17 protein-coding genes are annotated in these 21,530 nt (G+C 66.9%); 3 read left to right on the top strand and 14 right to left on the bottom strand.

Annotated elements, in window-relative coordinates; genetic code table 11:
• Positions 1-60 precede the first annotated feature (60 nt).
• The 11 genes from lpxD to rpsB form a co-directional block, all read right to left on the bottom strand.
• A complete protein-coding gene (lpxD, locus tag J8I35_RS26520) occupies positions 61-1,140 on the bottom strand; it encodes a UDP-3-O-(3-hydroxymyristoyl)glucosamine N-acyltransferase (RefSeq protein WP_124637760.1) in 1,080 nt (359 codons plus the stop codon).
• Between the two features lie 16 nt (positions 1,141-1,156).
• Positions 1,157-1,654, bottom strand: coding sequence for an OmpH family outer membrane protein (locus J8I35_RS26515; RefSeq protein ID WP_048248617.1), 498 nt, complete (start codon positions 1,652-1,654; stop codon positions 1,157-1,159).
• A 64-nt stretch (positions 1,655-1,718) separates the two neighbouring features.
• Positions 1,719-4,028, bottom strand: coding sequence for an outer membrane protein assembly factor BamA (bamA, locus tag J8I35_RS26510; protein WP_050012897.1), 2,310 nt, complete (start codon positions 4,026-4,028; stop codon positions 1,719-1,721).
• 61 nt (positions 4,029-4,089) lie between these two features.
• Entirely contained in the window at positions 4,090-5,478 is a 1,389-nt protein-coding gene (gene rseP, locus J8I35_RS26505; protein ID WP_050012898.1) for an RIP metalloprotease RseP, read from the bottom strand.
• 11 nt (positions 5,479-5,489) lie between these two features.
• Positions 5,490-6,686 (bottom strand): 1-deoxy-D-xylulose-5-phosphate reductoisomerase, encoded by a 1,197-nt coding sequence (locus tag J8I35_RS26500; RefSeq protein WP_050012899.1) that lies wholly within the window; start codon positions 6,684-6,686, stop codon positions 5,490-5,492.
• Between the two features lie 15 nt (positions 6,687-6,701).
• Positions 6,702-7,523: a phosphatidate cytidylyltransferase gene (locus tag J8I35_RS26495; RefSeq protein ID WP_050012900.1), complete on the bottom strand. Its 822-nt coding sequence runs from the start codon at positions 7,521-7,523 to the stop codon at positions 6,702-6,704.
• Positions 7,517-8,299 (bottom strand): polyprenyl diphosphate synthase, encoded by a 783-nt coding sequence (gene uppS, locus J8I35_RS26490; protein ID WP_034188847.1) that lies wholly within the window; start codon positions 8,297-8,299, stop codon positions 7,517-7,519. Before uppS ends, J8I35_RS26495 begins: the two co-directional genes overlap by 7 nt.
• Before the next feature lie 49 nt (positions 8,300-8,348).
• Entirely contained in the window at positions 8,349-8,909 is a 561-nt protein-coding gene (gene frr / locus J8I35_RS26485; RefSeq protein WP_006752152.1) for a ribosome recycling factor, read from the bottom strand.
• 104 nt (positions 8,910-9,013) lie between these two features.
• Positions 9,014-9,727, bottom strand: coding sequence for a UMP kinase (gene pyrH / locus J8I35_RS26480; RefSeq protein WP_006402648.1), 714 nt, complete (start codon positions 9,725-9,727; stop codon positions 9,014-9,016).
• A 155-nt stretch (positions 9,728-9,882) separates the two neighbouring features.
• Entirely contained in the window at positions 9,883-10,764 is an 882-nt protein-coding gene (gene tsf, locus J8I35_RS26475; RefSeq protein WP_050012901.1) for a translation elongation factor Ts, read from the bottom strand.
• 162 nt (positions 10,765-10,926) lie between these two features.
• Positions 10,927-11,667 carry a 30S ribosomal protein S2 gene (gene rpsB / locus J8I35_RS26470; protein WP_006758564.1) on the bottom strand — a complete coding sequence of 247 codons (741 nt, stop codon included), beginning with the start codon at positions 11,665-11,667 and terminating at the stop codon, positions 10,927-10,929.
• A gap of 379 nt (positions 11,668-12,046) precedes the next feature.
• Between rpsB and map the strand changes: the two genes are divergently transcribed.
• Genes map through J8I35_RS26455 form a run of 3 tightly spaced genes read left to right on the top strand, consistent with a single transcriptional unit; the run spans position 12,047 to position 17,367 of the window.
• Complete coding sequence (gene map, locus J8I35_RS26465) at positions 12,047-12,862, top strand: type I methionyl aminopeptidase (RefSeq protein WP_050012902.1); 816 nt, start codon at positions 12,047-12,049, stop codon at positions 12,860-12,862.
• Positions 12,863-12,908: 46 nt separating this feature from the next.
• A complete protein-coding gene (locus tag J8I35_RS26460; RefSeq protein WP_124554704.1) occupies positions 12,909-15,485 on the top strand; it encodes a [protein-PII] uridylyltransferase in 2,577 nt (858 codons plus the stop codon).
• Between the two features lie 16 nt (positions 15,486-15,501).
• Positions 15,502-17,367, top strand: a complete 1,866-nt coding sequence (locus J8I35_RS26455) for a pseudouridine synthase (protein WP_209927757.1) — start codon at positions 15,502-15,504, stop codon at positions 17,365-17,367.
• A gap of 80 nt (positions 17,368-17,447) precedes the next feature.
• On the opposite strand, the gene def is transcribed toward J8I35_RS26455, so the two are convergent.
• The 3 genes from def to J8I35_RS26440 form a co-directional block, all read right to left on the bottom strand.
• Positions 17,448-17,981, bottom strand: coding sequence for a peptide deformylase (gene def, locus J8I35_RS26450; protein ID WP_050012904.1), 534 nt, complete (start codon positions 17,979-17,981; stop codon positions 17,448-17,450).
• Entirely contained in the window at positions 17,978-20,053 is a 2,076-nt protein-coding gene (gene ligA, locus J8I35_RS26445; RefSeq protein WP_209927756.1) for an NAD-dependent DNA ligase LigA, read from the bottom strand. Before ligA ends, def begins: the two co-directional genes overlap by 4 nt.
• Before the next feature lie 166 nt (positions 20,054-20,219).
• On the bottom strand, positions 20,220-21,506 hold the full coding sequence (locus J8I35_RS26440; RefSeq protein WP_050012906.1) for a cell division protein ZipA C-terminal FtsZ-binding domain-containing protein: 1,287 nt from the start codon (positions 21,504-21,506) through the stop codon (positions 20,220-20,222).
• Positions 21,507-21,530: the final 24 nt, after the last annotated feature.

Raw genomic sequence — 21,530 nt, 5'->3', positions numbered from 1 at the left:
GTCTGGCAAACCGGGCCGGTTGCGCTGGCCGTGCCCGGTTCGTGGTCTCGCATGACGCGCTCAGGCGCCCGCGCCGCCCTGGGCGGCGAGCGCGGCTTCGAGCGCCTTGATGCGCTCGCGCAGCTTGTCGAGGTTGCGCACGAGCGCGGCGCTCTTGTTCCATTCGCCGTGGTCGACGGCCGGGAACGCGCTGGTATAGATGCCGGCCTTCGGCAGCGACTTCGATACGCCCGACTTCGCGGTGATGATCACATAGTCGCCGAGCGTCACGTGGCCGGCGATCCCGGCCGCGCCGCCGATCATGCAGTGGCGGCCGATCGTCGTGCTGCCGGCGATGCCGGCGCTGCCGGCGATCACCGTGTACGCGCCGATCCGGCAGTTGTGGCCGATCTGCACCTGGTTGTCGATCTTCACGCATTCCTCGATGACGGTATCCGCCATCGCGCCGCGATCGATCGTCGTGTTCGCGCCGATTTCGACGTCCGGGCCGATCGTCACGCCGCCGACCTGCGGGATCTTGACCCAGCTGCCGGTGCGTGCGTCGCCGTCGCCGACGAAATCCGGTGCGAAGCCGAAGCCGTCGGAGCCGATCACGGCGCCCGCATGGACGATCGCGCGCGGGCCGATCTTGCAGCCGTGGTACACCGATGCGTTCGGATAGAAATGCGAGCCGGCGCCGATCGTCGTGCCGCGGCCGACGAAGACGTTCGCGTCGAGCTGCACGCCGTCCTCGATCACCGCGCCGGCCTCGACCGTCACGTGCGGGCCGATCACCGCGGTCGCGGCGACCTGCGCGGCCGGATCGATCGTCGCGCTCGGATGCACGCCGGCCGCGCGCGGCGGCGTGGCGAGATCGATGAACATCTGCGCAACGCGCGCGAAGTACGCGTACGGATTCGGCGTCACGATGAAGTTGCGACCACCGGCGGCCGCGCCCAGCTTTTCCAGATCCTTCGGCGCGATCAGCACCGCGCCGGCGCGGGTCGTCTCGACCTGCGACAGGTACTTCGGGTTCGCGAGGAACGCGAGCTGCTGAGGGCCGGCCTGGTCGAGCGGCGCGAGGCCGCTGACCGTGCACTGGGCGTCGCCGGCGATCTCGCCGCCGAACCGCTTTACGAGTGCCTCAAGCGTCAATGCCATTCGTCGTCTGCTCCGTTCAGTTCGTCGAGCCGGACGCGAGCGCCTTGAGCACCTTGTCGGTGATGTCGATGCGCGGGCTGACGTACACGGCTTCCTGCACGATCAGGTCGTAATTCTGCTGCTCGGCGATCTGCTTGATGACCTTGTTCGCCCGTTCCAGCACAGCCGCCAGCTCTTCGTTGCGACGCTGGTTCAGGTCTTCGCGGAACTCGCGCTGCTTGCGCTGGAAGTCGGTGTCGAGCTGCGCGAGATCGCGCTGCTTCTGCGCACGATCGGCCGCCGACAGCGACGTGCCGTTCTTGTCGAGCGAATCGGACATCGACTTCAGGCGCGCCGCGAGGTCCTGCAGATCCTTGTCACGCTTCGCGAACTCGGCTTCGAGCTTCGTCTGCGCCGCCTTCGCGGGCGCCGACTCGCGCAGGATCCGATCCGAATTGACCGCCGCGATGCGGGCGACGTCCTGTGCGTGCACCGTTGCCGCGCCCAAGGCCAGCGCAACGGTCAGCGCGCACATCACTCGTTTCGAAAACTTACCGGTTAGCAAAATTACCCTCTCGTTGCTGTTGTCATGCGTTCGGTCAGAACGCCGTCCCGATCTGGAACTGGAATTTCTGGTACTGGTCGCCTTCATGCTTCTGCAGCGGGAAGCCGAGGCTCAGCTTCAGCGGGCCGATCGGCGAGATCCACGCGAGACCCACACCGTAGCCGTAGCGCAGGCCGTTGGCGCCCGTACTCGTGCCGCCCGGCGCGTTGCCCCATACGTTACCGCCGTCGAGGAACGTGAACACGCGCAGCGTGCGGTCGTAGCCGGTGCCCGGCAGCGGGAACGTCAGCTCGATGTTGCCGACCAGCATCTTCGAGCCGCCGATCGGGTCGTTCGTCTTCGTGTCACGCGGGCCCAGCGAGCTCGGCTCGTAGCCCCGCACGGAGCCGATACCGCCCGCGTAGTAGTTCTTGAAGATCGGGTACGGGTTGCCGATACCGTTACCGTAGCCGCCTTGCAGGTTCAGGCCCAGGATGAAGCCGCGCGAGAACGAATAGTAGTACTGCGCCTGCAGGTCGGCCTTGTAGTACTGGATCTTGCCTACCGGCACGCCGTACTCCATGTTCGCCTGCGTGAAGTAGCCGCGGCTCGGAATCAGCGCGCTGTCACGCGCGTCGCGCGACCATGCGACCGTCAGCGGCACCGTGTTCGATACGCGTCCGAACTCGTTCACGTAATCCTGGTAGCTCTGCGGCGTGTTCGAATCGACGTCGAGGCGGTTCTGCTCGAAGCCCGCGCCGAAGTAAACGGTGTCGACTTCCGAGAACGGAATGCCGAACTTCAGGTTGCCGCCCGCGCTGATGATCCGGAAGCTCGAACTCGTCGAATAGTAGAGCGGCTGGTACGTGCGGTAGAAGACGTCCGTGATCCGCTTGATGCCGTCGACCGTGAAGTACGGGTCGACCTGCGTGACGGTCAGCGTGCGGTAGCTCTTCGCGGTGTTGACGTTCACCGACAGGCTCGTGCCGGAGCCGAACACGTTGTCCTGCGACACGCCGGCCGACAGCACGACCTTGTCCGTCGACGAGAAGCCGGCACCCAGCGTGATCGCGCCGGTCGGCTTTTCGTCGACCTTCACGTTCACGTCGACCTGGTCGTTCGTGCCTTCGACCGGCACCGTCGTCACGTCGACGTTGGTGAAGTAGCCGAGGCGGTTCACGCGGTCCTTCGACAGCGCGAGGCGGTTCGAGTCGAACCACGAGCTTTCGAGCTGGCGCATTTCGCGGCGCACCACTTCGTCGCGCGTGCGCGTGTTGCCGACCACGTTGATGCGGCGCACGTACACGCGGCGGCTCGGATCGACGACGAGGTTCAGGTTCACCTTGTGGTTCGCCTGGTCGATGTCCGGCTGCGCGTTGACGGTCGCGAATGCGTAGCCGTATTCGCCGAGCTTGTCGACGATCGACTTGGTGGTCTGCTGCAGCTTTTCGGCCGAGAAGCGGTCGCCCGGCTTGATCTTGATCAGCTTGTTGAGTTCGGCCTCGCGATCGAGCAGGTTGCCCGACAGCTTGATGCCCGACACCGTGTACGGCTCGCCTTCGTGCAGCGTGACCGTCAGGTACATGTCCTTCTTGTCCGGCGAGATCGACACCTGGGTCGACTCGATGTTGAACTCGAGGTAGCCGCGGTTCAGGTAGTACGAGCGCACGGCCTCGAGGTCGCCGGTGAGCTTTTCCTTCGAGTACAGGTCGTTCTTCGTGTACCAGGAGAACCAGTTCGGCGTCGACAGCTGCATCTCGTCGCGCAGCGTGCTGGTGCTGAACGCCTTGTTGCCGATGAAGTTGATCTGGCGGATCTTCGCGCTCGGGCCTTCGGCCACCGCGAACAGGATCGACACGCGGTTCGCGTCGACCGGCGTGACCGTCGTCTTGACCTCGGCCGCATAGAAGCCGCGCGTCAGGTACTGGCGCTTGAGCTCCTGCTCCGCCTTGTCGACGAGCGCCTTGTCGTAGTAGCGGCCGTCGGCCAGGCCGACCGCGCGCAGCGCCTTCGTCAGGTTGTCCTTGTCGAATTCCTTCGTGCCGGTGAAGTCGATCGACGCGATGGCCGGACGCTCCTGCACCTGCACGATCACGACGTTGCCCTGCGTGGCGATGCGCACGTCGTTGAAAAAGCCCGTCGCGTACAACGCGCGGATTGCTTCGGATGCCTTGTCGTCCGTGAAGGTATCGCCCTGCTTGATCGGCAGATAGGCGAACACCGAACCCGCTTCGACGCGCTGCAGCCCCTCGATCTTGATGTCTTGCACCACGAACGGTGCCGCTGCATGCGCCGCGAGGCCGTGCGCGGCGAGCGCGGCCGCTGCAACTGTCTTAGGTACAAAGCGATGAGGTTTGAACAACATGCATCCCCAATATTTAGCTGCATCAAATCAGGCGGCTGACCCGCGGCCGCCGCCTGACGCTTCAGAAATGGATTAACCGAGCCAGATCGTTGAACAGCGCGATCGCCGACAACGCGACGATGCAGATCAACCCGGCTCTTTGCAGAATCAGCTGCCAGCGCTCCGAGACGGCTTTCCCGGTCGCGGCTTCAACCGCATAATATAACAGATGCCCCCCGTCCAAAACGGGAATCGGCAACAAGTTCAGGACGCCAAGGCTAATGCTGACAAGGGCGAGGAACGACAGGAACGCCGACGGACCGAGCCGCGCGCTCTTGCCTGCGTAGTCGGCGATCGTCACCGGGCCGGACAGGTTCTTCAGCGACGCGTTGCCCGTGATCATCCGCCCGAACATCTTCAGCGAATACACGGAAATATCCCACGTACGGTGCGCGCCGAGCCGCAGGCTCTCGATCGGCCCGTAACGCACGTCCACCGACGGCGCGTGCATCGACAGCGCCGCGCCGATCCGGCCGACCTGCTGCCCCGATTCGTCGTCGCGCTGCATCTGCGGCACGATCGACACCGTCTGCGCGGCGCCGCTGCGCTCGATCCGCAGCGCGAGCGGCTGGCCCGCATGGTGCTTCACCGCGTCGATGAAGCGCGACGCGCCGCCGATCGGCTTGCCGTCGAGCGCGACCAGCTTGTCGCCGACCTTCAGGCCGGCCTGCTCCGCCGCGCTGCCCGGCTGCACCGACGCGACCGACAACGTGCCGCCGCCGGCCTCGAAGCCCAGATGGGCCATGAAGTCATCGTCGAGCTGGCTGTCGGGGACGTTGCGGAGATCGACGCGGAAATCGAACGTCGCATTGCCGTCGCGCGCGCCGAGCACGACCTCGCGATGGTCGAACGCGGCCGACAGCAGCTTCCAGCGCAGGTCCGACCACGATCGCACCGGCTCGGACTCGCCGCCCTGCGCATCGCCTACGCGCACGTTGCGGATCGACACGACCGTCTCGCTGCCGTCGAAGCCTGCACGGGCGGCCGCCGTGCCGGCGGCCGGCGACGCGACGATCGCGGCCGGCTCGGTCACGCCGGTCGCGAATACGACGGAAAACAGTGCGATTGCCAGCAGGAAGTTCGCAATCGGCCCGGCCGCGACGATCGCGATGCGCTTGTAGACCGACTGGCGGTTGAATGCCTGGCCGAGCTCGTCGGTCGGAATGCCGCCCGGGCCCGGATCGCGCTCGTCGAGCATCTTCACGTAGCCGCCGAGCGGCAGCGCGGACAGCGTCCACTCGGTGCCCGTCCTGCGGCTGACCCAGCGCGCGACGGGCTGGCCGAAGCCGATCGAGAAACGCAGCACCTTCACGCCGCACCAGCGCGCGACGCGATAGTGTCCGTACTCATGCACGACGACCAGTACGCCGATCGCCACCGCAAACGCGACCAGTTCGACCAGCACGTTCATGAGCACCTCATTCAGACCGTACGCTCCACGCGTGGCGCAGGCGCTTTTGCAATGATCGCGGCGGCGAGGCGGCGCGCCTCGGCATCCGCCGCGAGGACGTCGTCGAGCCCGTCGGGCGCGCGGTTCGGCAGCGCGTTGAGCACCGCGTCGACCGTCGCCGCGATCGCCATGAAGCCGATCCGGCGCTCGAGAAAGGCTTCGACCGCCACTTCGTTCGCCGCGTTCAATGCGGCGCTCGCGATACCGCCTTCCTCGAGCGCCTTCAGCGCGAGCGCGAGGCACGGGAAGCGCGCGTAATCGGGCTTCTCGAACGACAGCTGGGCGATCTGCGCGAGGTCGAGCTGGTCGACACCCGCGTCGACGCGCTCGGGGAACGCGAGCGCGTGGGCGATCGGCGTGCGCATGTCGGGGTTGCCGAGCTGCGCGAGCACCGAGCCGTCACGGTACGACACGAGCGAATGGATCACGCTCTGCGGATGGATCAGCACGTCGATCCGGTCGCCCGGCAGCCCGAAGATCCAGTGCGCCTCGATCACCTCGAGGCCCTTGTTCATCATCGTCGCGGAATCGACCGAAATCTTGCGGCCCATCACCCAGTTCGGGTGCTTGCACGCCTCGTCCGGCGTCACGTCGACGAGCGTCGCCGGCTCGCGCGTGCGGAACGGGCCGCCTGATGCGGTCAGGATGATCTTCGAGATCCCGCCGTGCTCGGCCGCGTCGCGCGGCATGCACTGGAAGATCGCGTTGTGTTCGCTGTCGACCGGCAGCAGGATCGCGCCATGGTCGCGCACGGCGTCCATGAAGATCGCGCCCGACATCACGAGCGCTTCCTTGTTCGCGAGCAGGATCCGCTTGCCGGCGCGTGCAGCCGCCAGGCTCGGCGCAAGGCCGGCCGCGCCGACGATCGCCGCGACCACCGTGTCGCAGCCGTCGCTCTTCGACACGTCGACGAGCGCCTGCGGCCCGTGCAGCACGACCGTCTTGCTGCCCGCCGCGCGCAGTTTCGCGTCGACGTGCGCGGCCGTCGCGGCATCGCCGACCACCGCCACTTCGGGCGCGAAGCGCAGACACTGCTCGACGAGCTTGTCGCCGTTGCGGTGCGCGGTCAGCGCGTAGACCGAGAAGCGCTCGGGATGGCGCGCGACCACGTCGAGCGTGCTGTCTCCGATCGAGCCCGTGGAACCGAGCAATGTCAGACGTTTTTGCATAACAGAATTAATGGTTTAACCAAGCAGCAGCATCGCGAGCGGCAGCACCGGCAGCAGCGCGTCGACACGATCGAGCACGCCGCCGTGGCCCGGCAGCAGTCCGCTCGAATCCTTCACGCCCGCCTGCCGCTTCAGCAGCGACTCGAACAGGTCGCCGATCACGCTGTACGCGACGAGCAGCGTCAGCGCGGCCCACGCGCCGGGCATCCCGTAGCGCGCGGCGAATGCAGAAAACAGGGTCGGTTCGAATGCGTGCACGGCCATCGCGACGCCGCCGACGACCATCACCGCGAACCAGCCGCCGATCGCGCCTTCCCAGCTCTTGCCGGGGCTGATCGTGATGGCCAGTTTACGCTTTCCGAAGGCCTTGCCCGCGAAGTATGCGCCGATATCGGCCAGCCAGACGACCAGAAGCAGCGACAGCACGAACGGCACACCCTGCGCGCGGGCGGCGACGAGCGCGTGCCAGCAGGCGGCGAACACGACGAGGCCGGCGGCCAGCAGGAACGGCCGCCAGATGCCGCCCGCGAGCGTGGGCTTGCGCCGCAGCGCGAACGGGCCGACCAGCAGCCAGAACACGCCAGCTGCCATGAAAAGGGGACGGGACGAAGCCGCATCGACGCCGAGCGGCGCGGTGGCCGCGAGCGCGAGCGCCGCGACGCCCGCATAGACGATCGGCGCGGCGCCCCCGAGCTTCAGCAGGCGCGCCCACTCCCACGCGGCGAACACGAGCACGACGCCGATCAGCGCACCGAACCCGGCGAGCGGCGCGAACAGCGTCACCGGCAGCAGCACCGCCAGCATCACGATCGCCGTGATCACCCGGGTTTTCAGCATGAAAGGGAGTCGGCGTTCTGCGATTGCGGTTCGAGCTGCGCACTCGTGCGCCCGAAACGGCGCTCGCGCTCGGTATACGACGCCAGCGCGTCGGCCAGTGCCGCGCCGTCGAAATCCGGCCAGTACTTGTCGGTGAAATAGAATTCGGCGTACGCGAGCTGCCACAGCAGGAAGTTGCTGACGCGCTGCTCGCCGCCGGTGCGGATGAAGAGATCGGGCTCCGGCGCGTACGCCATTGCCAGGTGCGGCGCGAATGCGTCCTCGGTCACTTCGACCTCGCGACCTTCGCGCACGGCCTGCTCGACGAGTTTCTTCGTCGCCTGCAGGATGTCCCACCGGCCGCCGTAGTTGGCCGCGATGGTGAGCGTCAGACGGGTATTGCGCGCAGTCTTGGTTTCGGCGCGGCGAATCAGCTCGCGGATGCGCGGCTCGAAACGGTCGAGATCGCCGACGACGCGCAGGCGGATCCCGTTCGCATGCAGCTTGCCCACTTCGCGCTCGAGCGCGGTGATGAACAGCCGCATCAGGAACGACACTTCGTCGTTCGGCCGGCGCCAGTTTTCCGAACTGAACGCAAACAGCGTCAGGTATTCGACGCCGGCGCGCGCGCAGCCTTCGACCACCGCCCGCACGGCATCGACGCCGCGGGTATGCCCCGCGACGCGCGGCAAGCGGCGTTCGGTCGCCCAACGGCCGTTGCCGTCCATGATGATCGCGATGTGACGCGGCACGACGCCGACGTCAGGCACGCGAACGGTAGAGCTGGTATAGGTCATGGCCGTTGAGACAGTAATGCGGGAAGAAGGCGGCGCGCGAGGACGGTCGTCAGACCGTCATGATCTCGGCTTCCTTGCTCTGCACGAGCTTGTCGACTTCGGCGACGTGCTTGTCGGTCAGCTTCTGCACGTCGTCGCTCGCACGGCGCTCGTCGTCTTCCGAGATTTCCTTGTCCTTCACGAGCTTCTTCAGCGCTTCGTTCGCGTCGCGGCGCAGGTTGCGGATCGCGACCTTGGCCGTTTCGCCTTCGCTCTTCACGACCTTGGTCAGCTCGCGGCGGCGCTCTTCCGTCAGCGCGGGCATCGGCACGCGGATCAGGTCGCCGGCCGTCGCCGGGTTCAGGCCCAGATCGGCTTCGCGGATGGCCTTCTCGACCTTCGCGACCATGTTCTTTTCCCACGGCTGCACGCCGATCGTGCGCGCGTCGACGAGCGTCAGGTTCGCGACCTGCGAGATCGGCACCATCGAGCCGTAGTAGTCGACCTGCACGTGATCGAGCAGACCGGTGTGTGCACGGCCCGTACGGATCTTGGCCAGATCGTTCTTGAACGCTTCGATCGAGCGCTGCATCTTTTGCTCGACGCCCTTCTTCACATCAGCGACACTCATTTCAACCTCCGAACCTTCAAACCTTCAAAGAACGCGAGCCCCACCCGGCGCATGTCGCGCGCCGCGGCCGGCAACCCGCGCCGTTCGCCCGCATCCGCGGGAGTTTACACGTGGACGAGCGTACCTTCGTCCTCGCCCAGCACGATGCGCTTGAGCGCGCCCGGCTTGTTGATCGAAAACACGCGAATCGGCAGCTTCTGGTCGCGGCACAGCGCAAACGCCGTCGCGTCCATCACCTGCAGGTTGCGGCTGATCGCCTCGTCGAAGCTGATCGTCGTGTAGCGCGTGGCCGACGGATCCTTCTTCGGATCGGCAGAATATACGCCATCGACCTTGGTCGCCTTCAGCACGACTTCCGCGCCCACTTCCGAGCCGCGCAGCGCGGCGGCCGTATCCGTCGTGAAGAACGGGTTGCCGGTGCCGGCCGCGAAGATCACGACGCGGCCTTCCTCGAGCTGGCGGATCGCGCGGGGCCGGATGTACGGCTCGACGACCTGGTCCATGCGCAGCGCGGACTGCACGCGCGCCTCGATGCCGGCGTGGCGCATCGCGTCCTGCAGCGCCAGCGCGTTCATCATCGTCGCCAGCATCCCCATGTAGTCGGCCGTCGCGCGGTCCATGCCGGCCGCGCCGCCCGCGACGCCGCGGAAAATGTTACCGCCACCGATCACGACCGCGAGCTGCGTCCCGAGACGCACGACTTCGGCGATATCGGCCACCATCCGTTCGATCGTCGCGCGATTGATGCCGAAGGCATCGTCGCCCATCAGCGCTTCGCCGGAGAGTTTGAGGAGGACGCGTTTATAGGCATTGGACATAGGGGCTTCCGAGCGACGAGAGGATGACAACCACGAACTGTAGGGGCGAAATACTGATTCGGGCAAGCGCCGACGACCGGACCGGGGTTCCCGGCCGGCCGGCGGCGCCGCCGGCCGCGGCGGAGCGGACGCCCGCCGCGGGTACTGCTGACTGCTTACTGCTGCTTGGCTGCTGCGACTTGCGCGGCCACTTCGGCGGCGAAGTCGTCCTGGCGCTTCTCGATGCCTTCGCCGACGACGAACAGCGCGAACTTCTGCACTGCCGCATTCGCCGCCTTCAGCATCTGCTCGATCGTCTGCTTGTCGTTCTTCACGAACGTCTGGTTCAGCAGCGACACTTCCTTCAGGTACTTCTGGACGCTGCCGTCGACCATCTTCGCGACGATTTCAGCCGGCTTGCCCGACTCGGCAGCCTTCTGCTCGGCGACGCGGCGTTCCGTGTCGATCAGTTCCGCCGGCACGTCGGCCGACGACAGCGCGACCGGCTTCATCGCGGCGATGTGCATCGCGACGTCCTTGCCGACCTGCTCTTCCGCGCCCGTGTACTCGACGATCACGCCGATACGCGCGCCGTGCAGGTACGTCGCGATCTTGTTCGCGGTTTCGAAACGGACGAAACGGCGGATCGACACGTTCTCGCCGATCTTGCCGATCAGCGCGAGACGCACTGCGTCGACCGTCGAGCCTTCGAGCGGCAGCGCCGACAGCGCGGCCACGTCGGCCGGGTTCTGCGTCGCGACGAGTTCCGCGACCGTCTTCGAGAACGCGAGGAAGTCGTCGTTCTTCGCGACGAAGTCGGTTTCGCAGTTCAGTTCGACCAGCGCGCCTGCGTTGCCGCCGACGAACGATGCGACGACGCCTTCCGCCGTCACGCGCGATGCGGCCTTGCTCGCCTTGTTGCCGAGTTTGACGCGCAGCAGTTCTTCAGCCTTGGCCAGATCGCCGTCGGCTTCCGTCAGCGCCTTCTTGCATTCCATCATCGGTGCGTCGGTCTTCGCGCGCAGTTCTGCCACCATGCTTGCGGTAATTGCCGCCATCATTCGCTCCTTGAGTCTGTATTCACAACGCCGCCCGCTTGGACGCGAACGGCCGAGATTCGTTTCCGGACCCGCGCCGATTCGGCGCGATCAGGTCCGGCGCACAAGCTTAAAAAAAGGGGGCCTGTTGAGAGCCCCCTTTTTGCGCCGGCTCGGGGCCAGTTACGCGTTTTCCTCGACGTATTCGTCGTCGCCGCGTGCGGCCTGGACCACTTCGTTGACCGCGTTCGCACGGCCTTCGAGGATCGCGTCGGCCACGCCTTCGGCGTACAGCGCGACTGCCTTGCTCGAGTCGTCGTTACCCGGGATCACGTAATCCACACCTTCCGGCGAGTGGTTCGTATCGACCACGGCGATGACCGGCACGCCCAGCTTGTTCGCTTCCGTGACGGCAATCTTGTGGTAGCCGACGTCGATGACGAAGATCGCGTCCGGAATGCCGCCCATGTCCTTCACGCCGCCGATCGACTTCTGCAGCTTGGCGATTTCGCGTTCGAACAGCAGCGCTTCCTTCTTGCTCATCTTCTCGGTTTCGCCCGATTCGACGGCCGCTTCCATGTCCTTCAGGCGCTTGATCGATACCTTCAGCGTCTTGAAGTTGGTCATCATGCCGCCGAGCCAGCGCGCGTTGACGTACGGCATGCCCGCACGTTGCGCTTCCTGGGCGATCGTGTCACGCGACTGGCGCTTCGTGCCGACGAACAGGATCGTGCCGCGGTTCGCTGCCAGCTGGCGCACGTACTTCTGTGCGTCCGTGAACATCGGCAGCGTCTTTTCGAGGTTGATGATGTGAATCTTGTTGCGGTGACCGAAAATGAACGGAGCCATCTTCGGGTTCCAGAAGCGCGTCTGGTGACCGAAGTGGACACCCGCTTCCAGCATTTGGCGCATCGTAACTGCCATGTAAATTCTCCACGAGGGTTGGGTCTTAAGCCGGCTGCCGTACCGCCGCGCGAACCCGCCTTGAAGGGCGGGGATTCCGCACGGACGGCACCCTGGTTGCGCCGGCTTGCGATTCGGCACGTGCAAAACGCCCGTGCCGTAAGCCTTTCTCCGCGATGCCACCCCAAAACGGGGCACGACGGCAAATTTGGATGTCGACTTAGCCAAAGAGTATAGCACGCGGATTTGTCGGCTCTCAAGTCGCGCGGCACTTTCGCTTGCCGCGCGGCAGCGGGCCGGACAATCCTCGAAAACCCGCATCCGCGCGGCCCGCAGGGGCTGCGAGGCCCGCCATAAGGTGCGATAATCCGTTAATTCACCGCATTCCAGGCATACCTCGATGGCTATTACGCTCAAAAACGAACACGATATCGCTCAGATGCGCGTCGCCTGCCGTCTCGCCAGCGAAGTGCTCGACTTCATCACGCCGCACGTCGTCGCGGGCGTCACGACCGCCGAACTCGACCGCCTCTGCCACGAGTTCATGCTCAACGAGCAAGGCACGATCCCCGCCCCGCTGAACTATCAGCCGCCCGGCTATCCGCCGTACCCGAAGGCCACCTGCATTTCGGTCAACGACGTGATCTGTCACGGCATTCCCGGCGAGAAGGTGATCAAGAACGGCGACGCGCTGAACATCGACATCACCGTGATCAAGAACGGCTATTTCGGCGACACCAGCCGAATGTTCATCGTCGGCGAGGGCTCGATCCTCGCGAAGCGCCTCGTGCAGACCACCTACGAATGCATGTGGCTCGGCATCGACCAGGTCAAGCCCGGCGCGCACCTCGGCGACATCGGCTACGCGATCCAGAAGCACGCGGAAGCGCAGGGCTACAGCGTCGTGCGCGAATACTGCGGCCACGGCATCGGCACGGTGTTCCACGAGGATCCGCAGGTCGTCCACTACGGCCGCCCGGGCACCGGCATCGAGCTGAAGGCCGGGATGATCTTCACGATCGAGCCGATGATCAACGCCGGCAAGCGCGACATCCGCACGATGCCCGACCAGTGGACGGTCAAGACGCGCGACCGCAGCCTGTCCGCGCAGTGGGAGCACACGGTGCTCGTCACCGAAACCGGCTACGAAGTGCTGACCGTGTCGGCCGGCACGCCCGCGCGCCCGGTGTTCGCGCAACCGGCCGCCGCCGTCTGAGCGCCGTCGCGCCAGCCCGCCCCACCCCGCACCTGATCGGTCGCCCATGAGCGCTCACGCTGCCCCCTCGCCCGAAGCGCTGTCGCGGCGCGCCGAATTCAAGGCCGCCAAGACGGCGATGCTCGAGCGCTTTCGCCGCGCGGCGAACGTCGCGTCGCTGATGCACGCGCTGTCGAAACTCACCGACGACGCGTTGAAGCGCGTGTGGGACGATTGCGGGCTGCCCGCGACGCTCGCGCTCGTCGCCGTCGGCGGCTACGGGCGCGGCGAGCTCGCGCCCTATTCCGACGTCGACATCCTCGTGTTGCTGCCCGATGCGCACGACGCGGCGCTCGATGCGCGCATCGAGCGCTTCATCGGCATGGCCTGGGATCTCGGCCTCGAGATCGGCAGCAGCGTGCGCACGGTCGCGCAGTGCATCGAGGAGGCGTCGCAGGACGTGACGGTGCAGACCTCGCTGCTGGAAGCGCGCCGCATCGTCGGCAGCACCGCGCTGTTCGAGCGCTTCACCGTGCGCTATCACGAAGCGCTCGACGCCCGCGCATTCTTCACCGCGAAGGTGCTCGAGATGCGCCAGCGCCACGCGAAGTGCCAGGATACGCCGTACAGCCTCGAACCGAACGTGAAGGAAAGCCCGGGCGGGCTGCGCGACCTGCAGACGATCCTGTGGATCGCGCGCGCGGCCGGCTTCGGCAGCAGCTGGCGCGAACTCGACACGCGCGGCCTCATCACCGACCGCGAAGCGCGCGAGCTGCGCCGCAACGAAGGCTTCCTGAAGACGCTGCGCGCGCGGCTGCACGTGATCGCCGGGCGCCGCCAGGACATGCTCGTGTTCGACCTGCAGACGCAGGCCGCCGAGAGCTTCGGCTACCAGCCGACGCAGGCCAAGCGCGCGAGCGAGCAACTGATGCGCCGCTACTACTGGGCCGCGAAAGCCGTCACGCAGCTCGCCACGATCCTGATCCAGAACATCGAGGCGCAGTTGTTCCCCGCGACGAGCGGCATCACGCGCGTGCTGTCGGCCGATCGCTTCGTCGAGAAACAGGGGATGCTCGAGATCGTCGACGACGGCGTGTTCGAACGCCATCCCGACGCGATCCTCGAAGCGTTCCTGCTGTACGAAACGACGCGCGGCGTGAAGGGCCTGTCCGCCCGCACGCTGCGTGCGCTGTACAACTCGCGCGAAATCATGAACAACGCGTGGCGCCGCGATCCGCAGAACCGCGCCACGTTCATGCGGATCCTGCAGCAGCCCGAAGGCATCACGCACGCGTTCCGGCTGATGAACCAGACGAGCGTGCTCGGCCGCTACCTGCTGAACTTCCGTCGCATCGTCGGCCAGATGCAGCACGACCTGTACCACGTGTACACGGTCGACCAGCACATCCTGATGGTGCTGCGCAACCTCCGCCGCTTCGCGGTGGCCGAGCATGCGCACGAGTATCCGTTCTGCAGCCAGCTGATCGGCAACTTCGAGCGCCCGTGGGTGCTGTATGTCGCGGCGTTGTTCCACGACATCGCGAAGGGCCGCGGCGGCGATCACTCGACGCTCGGGATGGCCGACGCGCGGCGCTTCTGCCGCGAGCACGGGATCGACGCCGAAGACGCCGCGCTGATCGTGTGGCTCGTCCAGCATCACCTGACGATGAGCCAGGTCGCGCAGAAGCAGGACACGAGCGACCCCGAAGTCATCAAGCGCTTCGCCGAAGTCGTCGGCAACGAACGGTATCTGACCGCGCTCTACCTGCTGACCGTCGCCGATATCCGCGGCACGAGCCCGAAGGTGTGGAACACGTGGAAGGGCAAGCTGCTCGAGGATCTGTACCGCATCACGCTCGCGGTGCTCGGCGGCGCGAACCCCGACGCGCATTCGGAACTGAAATCGCGGCAGGAGCAGGCGCTCGCGCTGCTGCGCCTCGAAACCGTGCCCGACGATGCGCACCGCGCGTTGTGGGATCAGCTCGACGTCGGCTTCTTCCTGCGTCACGACGCGGCCGACATCGCGTGGCAGACGCGCGTGCTGTACCGGCACGTGAACGCCGAAACCGCGATCGTCCGCGCGCGGCCGTCGCCGATCGGCGACGCGCTGCAGGTGCTCGTGTACGTGAAGGACCGCCCCGACCTGTTCGCGGGCATCTGCGCGTATTTCGACCGCAACGGGCTGTCGGTGCTCGATGCGCGCGTCAGCACGACGCGGCACGGCTATGCGCTCGACAACTTCATCGTCACGCAGACCGAACGCGACGTGCGCTACCGCGACATCGCGAATCTCGTCGAGCAGCAGCTCGCGACGCGGCTCGCCGAAACCGCCACGCTGCCGGAGCCGTCGAAGGGCCGCCTGTCGAGGCTGTCCCGGACGTTTCCGATCACGCCGCGCGTCGACCTGCGGGCCGACGAGCGCGGTCAGTACTACATCCTGTCCGTGTCGGCCAACGACCGGCCGGGCCTTCTCTATTCGATCGCGCGCGTACTCGCCGAACATCGGATCGGCGTCCACGCGGCGCGGATCAATACGCTCGGCGAGCGCGTCGAAGACATCTTCCTGCTCGCGGGTGCCGGCCTGTCCGACAACCGCCTGCAGATCCAGCTCGAAACCGAATTGCTGCGTGCGATCGCAGTCTGAATGAATCCCAGCGTTTATGCGCACCAAATTAACCGTCAAGAATCCGAAGCCGGCGTCGCCGACCCGCGCCCCTGTCCGCTCCGGCAGCCTCGTCGCCCGCAAGGCGGTGCGCCCCGCCGCGCCGCCCGCGGGGGATAAACCGGCCCGCCCGAAAAAGGCGCCTGCGGCCGCCGCTAGCGGCGAGCGCTCGTTCAAGCCGCGCGGCGCCGCCGGCGCAGAACGCGCGGGCGCGGATCGCGCGCCGGCCAAGCGTGCGCCGCGTGACGGCGGCGCCGAACGCGGCACGCGCGCGCCGTATCGCGACAATGCAGCCGGCGAAGGTGCGAAACGCAGTTTCGGCGACCGCCGTCCGTCGTCGGATCGGCCGCCGCGCCGTAGCGATGACGATGCGCGGCCGCGTCGCGCAGGTGCCGACGACAAGCGTCCGTCCTATCGCGACAACGCATCCGGCGAAGGCGCAAAACGCAGCTTCGGCGACCGCCGTCCGTCGTCCGATCGTCCGCCGCGCCGTGATGACGATGCACGTCCGCGCCGCGCAGGCACCGACGACAAGCGCCCGCCCTATCGTGACAACGCATCCGGCGAAGGCGCAAAACGCAGCTTCGGCGACCGCCGTCCGTCGTCCGATCGTCCGCCGCGCCGTGATGACGATGCACGTCCGCGCCGCGCAGGCACCGACGACAAGCGCCCGCCCTATCGTGACAACGCATCCGGCGAAGGCGCAAAACGCAGCTTCAGCGACCGCCGCACGTCATCCGATCGGCCGCCGCGCCGTAGCGATGACGATGCACGTCCGCGCCGCACAGGCGCCGACGACAAGCGTCCGTCCTATCGCGACAACGCATCCGGCGAAGGCGCAAAACGCAGCTTCGGCGACCGCCGTACGTCGTCCGATCGTCCTGCCCGCCGCAACGACGACGATGCACGTCCGCGTCGCGCGGCAGGTGGCGACGAAGGCAAACGCCCGTCCTACCGCGACAAGCCCGCCGGCGAAGGCGCGAAGCGCAGCTTCGGCGACCGCCCGGCCCGCCCCGCGCGCGATGGCGAGCGCCGTTCGTTCGGCGCGGTGAAGACCGCGCAACCGGTCAAGCGCGCGGCAGCCGACGTCGACTACGGCGACGAAACGGGCCTGATGCGCCTGTCGAAGCGGATGTCCGAACTCGGCATGTGCTCGCGCCGCGAAGCCGACGAATGGATCGAAAAGGGCTGGGTGCTCGTCGACGGCGAACGCATCGACACGCTCGGCACCAAGGTGCGCGCCGACCAGAAGATCGAGATCGACGAGCGCGCGAGCGCCGCGCAGGCCGCGCAAGTGACGATCCTGCTGCACAAGCCGGTCGGCTACGTGTCGGGCCAGGCGGAAGACGGCTACGAGCCGGCGGCCGTGCTGATCACGCGCGCGAACCGCTGGAGCGGCGATCATTCGCCGGTGCGCTTTTCGCCGCAGCACCTGCATGCGCTCGCACCGGCCGGCCGTCTCGACATCGACTCCACCGGCCTGCTTGTGCTCACGCAGAACGGCGTGATCGCGAAGCAGCTGATCGGCGAACAATCGGACATCGACAAGGAATACCTGGTGCGCGTGCGCTTCGGCGAACGACTGATCGACATCGACCAGCACTTCCCGGCGGAATCGCTCGCGAAGCTGCGCCACGGCCTCGAACTCGACGGCGTGCCGCTCAAGCCCGCGCTGGTGAGCTGGCAGAACGGCGAACAGTTGCGCTTCGTGCTGCGCGAAGGCAAGAAGCGGCAGATCCGCCGCATGTGCGAACTGGTCGGCCTCGACGTGATCGGCCTGAAGCGCGTGCGGATGGGCCGCGTGATGCTCGGCGCGCTGCCGCAGGGCCAATGGCGCTACCTGTCCGCCGACGAGACGTTCTGACCGCAAGCGCATCCAGTGCGCGATGCAATGGAAAAGCCCGCTTCAAGCGGGCTTTTTCTTTTCTGTGCGAGCGCGACCGATCAATCGTCGTCGGCCGGGTCGAGCCCCGGGAACAGCACCTCGGTGAAACCGAAGCGCGTGAAGTCGGTGATCCGCATCGGATACAGCTTGCCGATCAGGTGATCGTACTCATGCTGGACCACGCGCGCATGGAACCCTTCGGCGATACGATCGATCTTCTGGCCGAACTGGTCGAAGCCGCTGTAGCGCACCTTCGCGTAGCGGCTGACGACGCCGCGCATGCCCGGCACCGACAGGCAGCCTTCCCAGCCCTCTTCCATGTCCGGCGGCAGGTACTCGACCTTCGGGTTGATCAGCACGGTCTCCGGCACCGGCGGCGCATCCGGGTAGCGGTTGTTGTTGCCGAAGCCGAAGATGATGATCTGCAGCCCGATGCCGATCTGCGGCGCGGCGAGCCCCGCGCCGTTCGCGTGATGCATCGTCTCGAACATGTCCGCGACGATCTCGTGCAGCTCGGGTGTATCGAACCGCTCGACCGGCTGGGCGATTTCGAGCAGGCGCGGATCGCCCATCTTCAGGATCTCGCGAATCATGGCGTATTGCCCTCCAGGAGTTGGTGCAGACCATCTTCGTCCAGCACGGGGATGCCGAGTTCCTCGGCCTTCGCGAGCTTGCTGCCGGCTTCGGCGCCCGCGACCACGTAATCCGTCTTCTTCGATACCGAACCGGCCACCTTGGCGCCCGCCGCTTCGAGCATCTCCTTCGCCGCATCGCGCGTGAGATTCGGCAGCGTGCCCGTCAGCACGACCGTCTTGCCGGCCAGCACGCCCTGCGGCGCCTTCGGCGCGGGCGGCCCTTCCGGCCACGTGACCTTGCCGGGCGCGCGCAACTGCTCGATCACCGTGCGATTGTGCTCTTCCGCGAAGAACTGGTGAATCGACTCGGCGACGATCGGCCCGACGTCGTTCACTTCGAGCAGTTCCTCGATCGACGCGTCCATGATCGGCGTCAGCGAGCCGAAATGCTTCGCGAGATCCTTCGCGGTCGATTCGCCGACATGACGGATGCCGAGCCCGTAGATGAAGCGCGCGAGCGTCGTATGCTTCGCCTTCTCGAGCGAATCGAGCAGATTCTGCGCGGACTTCTCCGCGAACCGGTCGAGCTCGGCCAGCGTCGCGAAACCGAGATTGAACAGGTCGGCCGGCGTACGCACGAGATTCAGCTCGACGAGCTGGTCGATGATCTTCTCGCCGAGGCCGTCGATGTCGAGCGCGCGGCGCTGCGCGAAATGCCACAGCGCCTGCTTGCGCTGCGCCGGGCAGAACAGCCCGCCCGTGCAGCGCGCGATCGCCTCGTCCGGCAGGCGCTCGATCTTCGAGCCGCACACCGGGCATTCGGTCGGCATCACGAATTCGGCCGCGTCCGCCGGGCGCCGGTCGAGCAGCGCGCCGACGACTTCCGGAATCACGTCGCCCGCGCGGCGCACGATCACGGTGTCGCCGATCCGGATGTCCTTGCGGCGCACTTCGTCCTCGTTGTGCAGCGTCGCATTGGTCACGGTCGCGCCGCCGACGAACACCGGCTCGAGACGCGCGACCGGCGTGATCGCGCCGGTGCGGCCGACCTGCACGTCGATCGCGACGAGCTTCGTCAGCGCTTCCTGCGCGGGGAACTTGTGCGCGAGCGCGAAGCGCGGCGCACGCGACACGAAGCCGAGCCGCTCCTGCTCGTCGTGCCGGTTGACCTTGTAGACGACGCCATCGATGTCGTACGGCAGCGACTCGCGCTTCTCGCCGACCTTGCGGAAGAAGTCGAGCAAGCCTTCGGCGCCGTGTACGACCGCACGCTCGCGGTTCACCGGCAGGCCGAACGCCTCGTACCAGTCGAGCAGCGCGCTGTGCGTGTCGGGCATCGGCATCCCGTCGAGCACGCCGATCCCGTACGCGAAGAACGACAGCGGCCGCTGCGCGGTGATCTTCGAGTCGAGCTGGCGCAGGCTGCCGGCCGCCGCGTTGCGCGGGTTCGCGAATTCGCGCTGCTCGGCCGCGCGCTGGCGTTCGTTCAGGCGTGCGAAATCGCGCTTGAACATCAGCACCTCGCCGCGCACGTCGAGCACGGCCGGCACGTGCTTGCCCTTCAGCTTCAGCGGAATCGAGCGGATCGTGCGCACGTTCTCGGTCACGTCCTCGCCCGTCGTCCCGTCGCCGCGCGTCGCGGCCTGCACGAACACGCCTTGCTCGTAGCGCAGCGAAATCGCGAGGCCGTCGAACTTCAGTTCGCACGCGTATTCGACGGGGTCCGTCACCGAGCCGGCGAGATCGGTCGTCTTCGCGAGCGCGTCGGCGACGCGCTTGTCGAACGCGACGATGTCCTCGTCGGCGAAGCCGTTGTTCAGCGACAGCATCGGCGCATCGTGGACGACGGGCGTGAAGCCGCCGGCCGCTTCGCCGCCGACGCGCTGCGTCGGCGAATCGGGCGTCACGAGTTCGGGATGGTCGGTTTCGAGCTGCTGCAGCTCACGGAACAGCCGGTCGTATTCGGCGTCGGGCAGATCCGGCTGGTCGAGCACGTAATAGGCGTGGTTCGCCCGCTCGAGTTGGTCGCGCAGCCATGCGGCGCGCGCGTCGGGCTGGCTGGCTGGCGGTTCGGCTTGGGTTCGGGCCATGCTGGCGGCAGAGTCGTTCTGAAAAAAATCGGATGCCCGATTATCTCAGTTTGACGCCGCGGCGGGGCACGCAATGCGGGCCCGATGACGTGCTGCAGCGCACACCGGGCGGTGTGCGCCGCGGCGACGGACGACGGCACCCACGCGCGCCGTCCGCGCGATCGCGTTACTGGCTGAACAGGCGGCGCGTGACTGGCGAACCGGCCGGGATGCCGGCTTCCTCGAGCTTCGCGTACAGCTTCATCAGCTGCTGCTCGATCGCGAGCAGCGTCGACTCCGGCAGCGGCCGGCGCGAATCGTCGACGACGCGTGCGCCGATCCGCTCGGACAGCGACTTCGCGTAATCGCACATCAGCCGGAACGGCAGGATGTCCTCTTCGGCCACCGGCACGTCGAGCACCAGCGTGATCATGTTGCCGCCCTTGTACGTCAGGTCGTCGCGCAGGAAGTTCGTATCGCCGAACTGCAGCATGAACACCGGATTCTGCTTCGCGTCGAGCTTCACGAAGCGCGTGCCGTCGCGCGACAGCAGCAGCCCGTCCTGCGACGCGACCGCCTGCACGTAGTTCGCGGACCACGGCGCGCCGTCCGACATCACGTTGATCGACAGTTGCGCGTCGCACTGCGCGGCAAACGCGTCGAGCTCGCGCGCCATCGCGACCGTTTCCATCATGTCGGGGAATTCCGGCGCGCCGTCGATCGCATCGGCGAACTGCTGGACGCCCGTCACGAACTCGGAGAATTCGAGCTCGTTCAGCGCGCCGCTGCGGTTCGCGAGCTGCGCGGCCGCGCGCAGCTCATCGTAGCGCACGCCGTTCTGCAACAGCTCCCACTGGCCGCCTTCCGGCTTGCCTTCGATGTGCACGGGCTTGCTGCCCGCGCGGCGCAGCCGCTGCGCGACCGGCAGGATCTTGTCGCCCGGCAGCGGCCCGGTGAGGCGGATCGGCACGATGCAGTCGATCCGGCGATCGACGATCGCCGGCGGCGCCGACGAGACCGTCGTCGCGGCCGGCATCACCGGTTCGGTTGGGCCGGCCGGTTCGGCTGCCGCTTCGTGCGCGGCGGCGGGCACGGCTGCTTCGCCGACAGCCGGTTCGCTCGATTCGGACGACGTATCGGCCCCCGTCGCCTCGGCCTGCAGGTCGGCCGGCGTATCGGCCGGCGCCGCGCCGCCGGCGGCCCCGCCGAACGTCGGCTCGACACGCGCCGCTTCGGTCGCAGCAGCAGCGGCCGCGACAGGTGCCGCAGGCTCGCGGCGCACCGGCTGACGCACCGGCTCGATGAACGGCAACTCTTCGTCACGCTCGGGGCGGTTCATCGCCTCGGCCGCTTCCTCCGGCATCGGGCGCGGCATCCTGCGCCGCACTTTCGCGCCCTGCCATGCGTTGTAGACCACGACGCCGCCTACCACGACGGCGCCCGCGCCGATCAAACCGAGTGTCAACTCGTCCATGCACGCTCCATCAGCAATTCTTTT

Source organism: Burkholderia sp. CpTa8-5 (genome assembly GCF_017815045.1).
Classification (GTDB): Bacteria; Pseudomonadota; Gammaproteobacteria; order Burkholderiales; family Burkholderiaceae; genus Burkholderia; species Burkholderia sola.
Note: the sequence above shows the minus strand (reverse complement) of the source record. Positions and strands in the feature narration are given on the sequence as shown.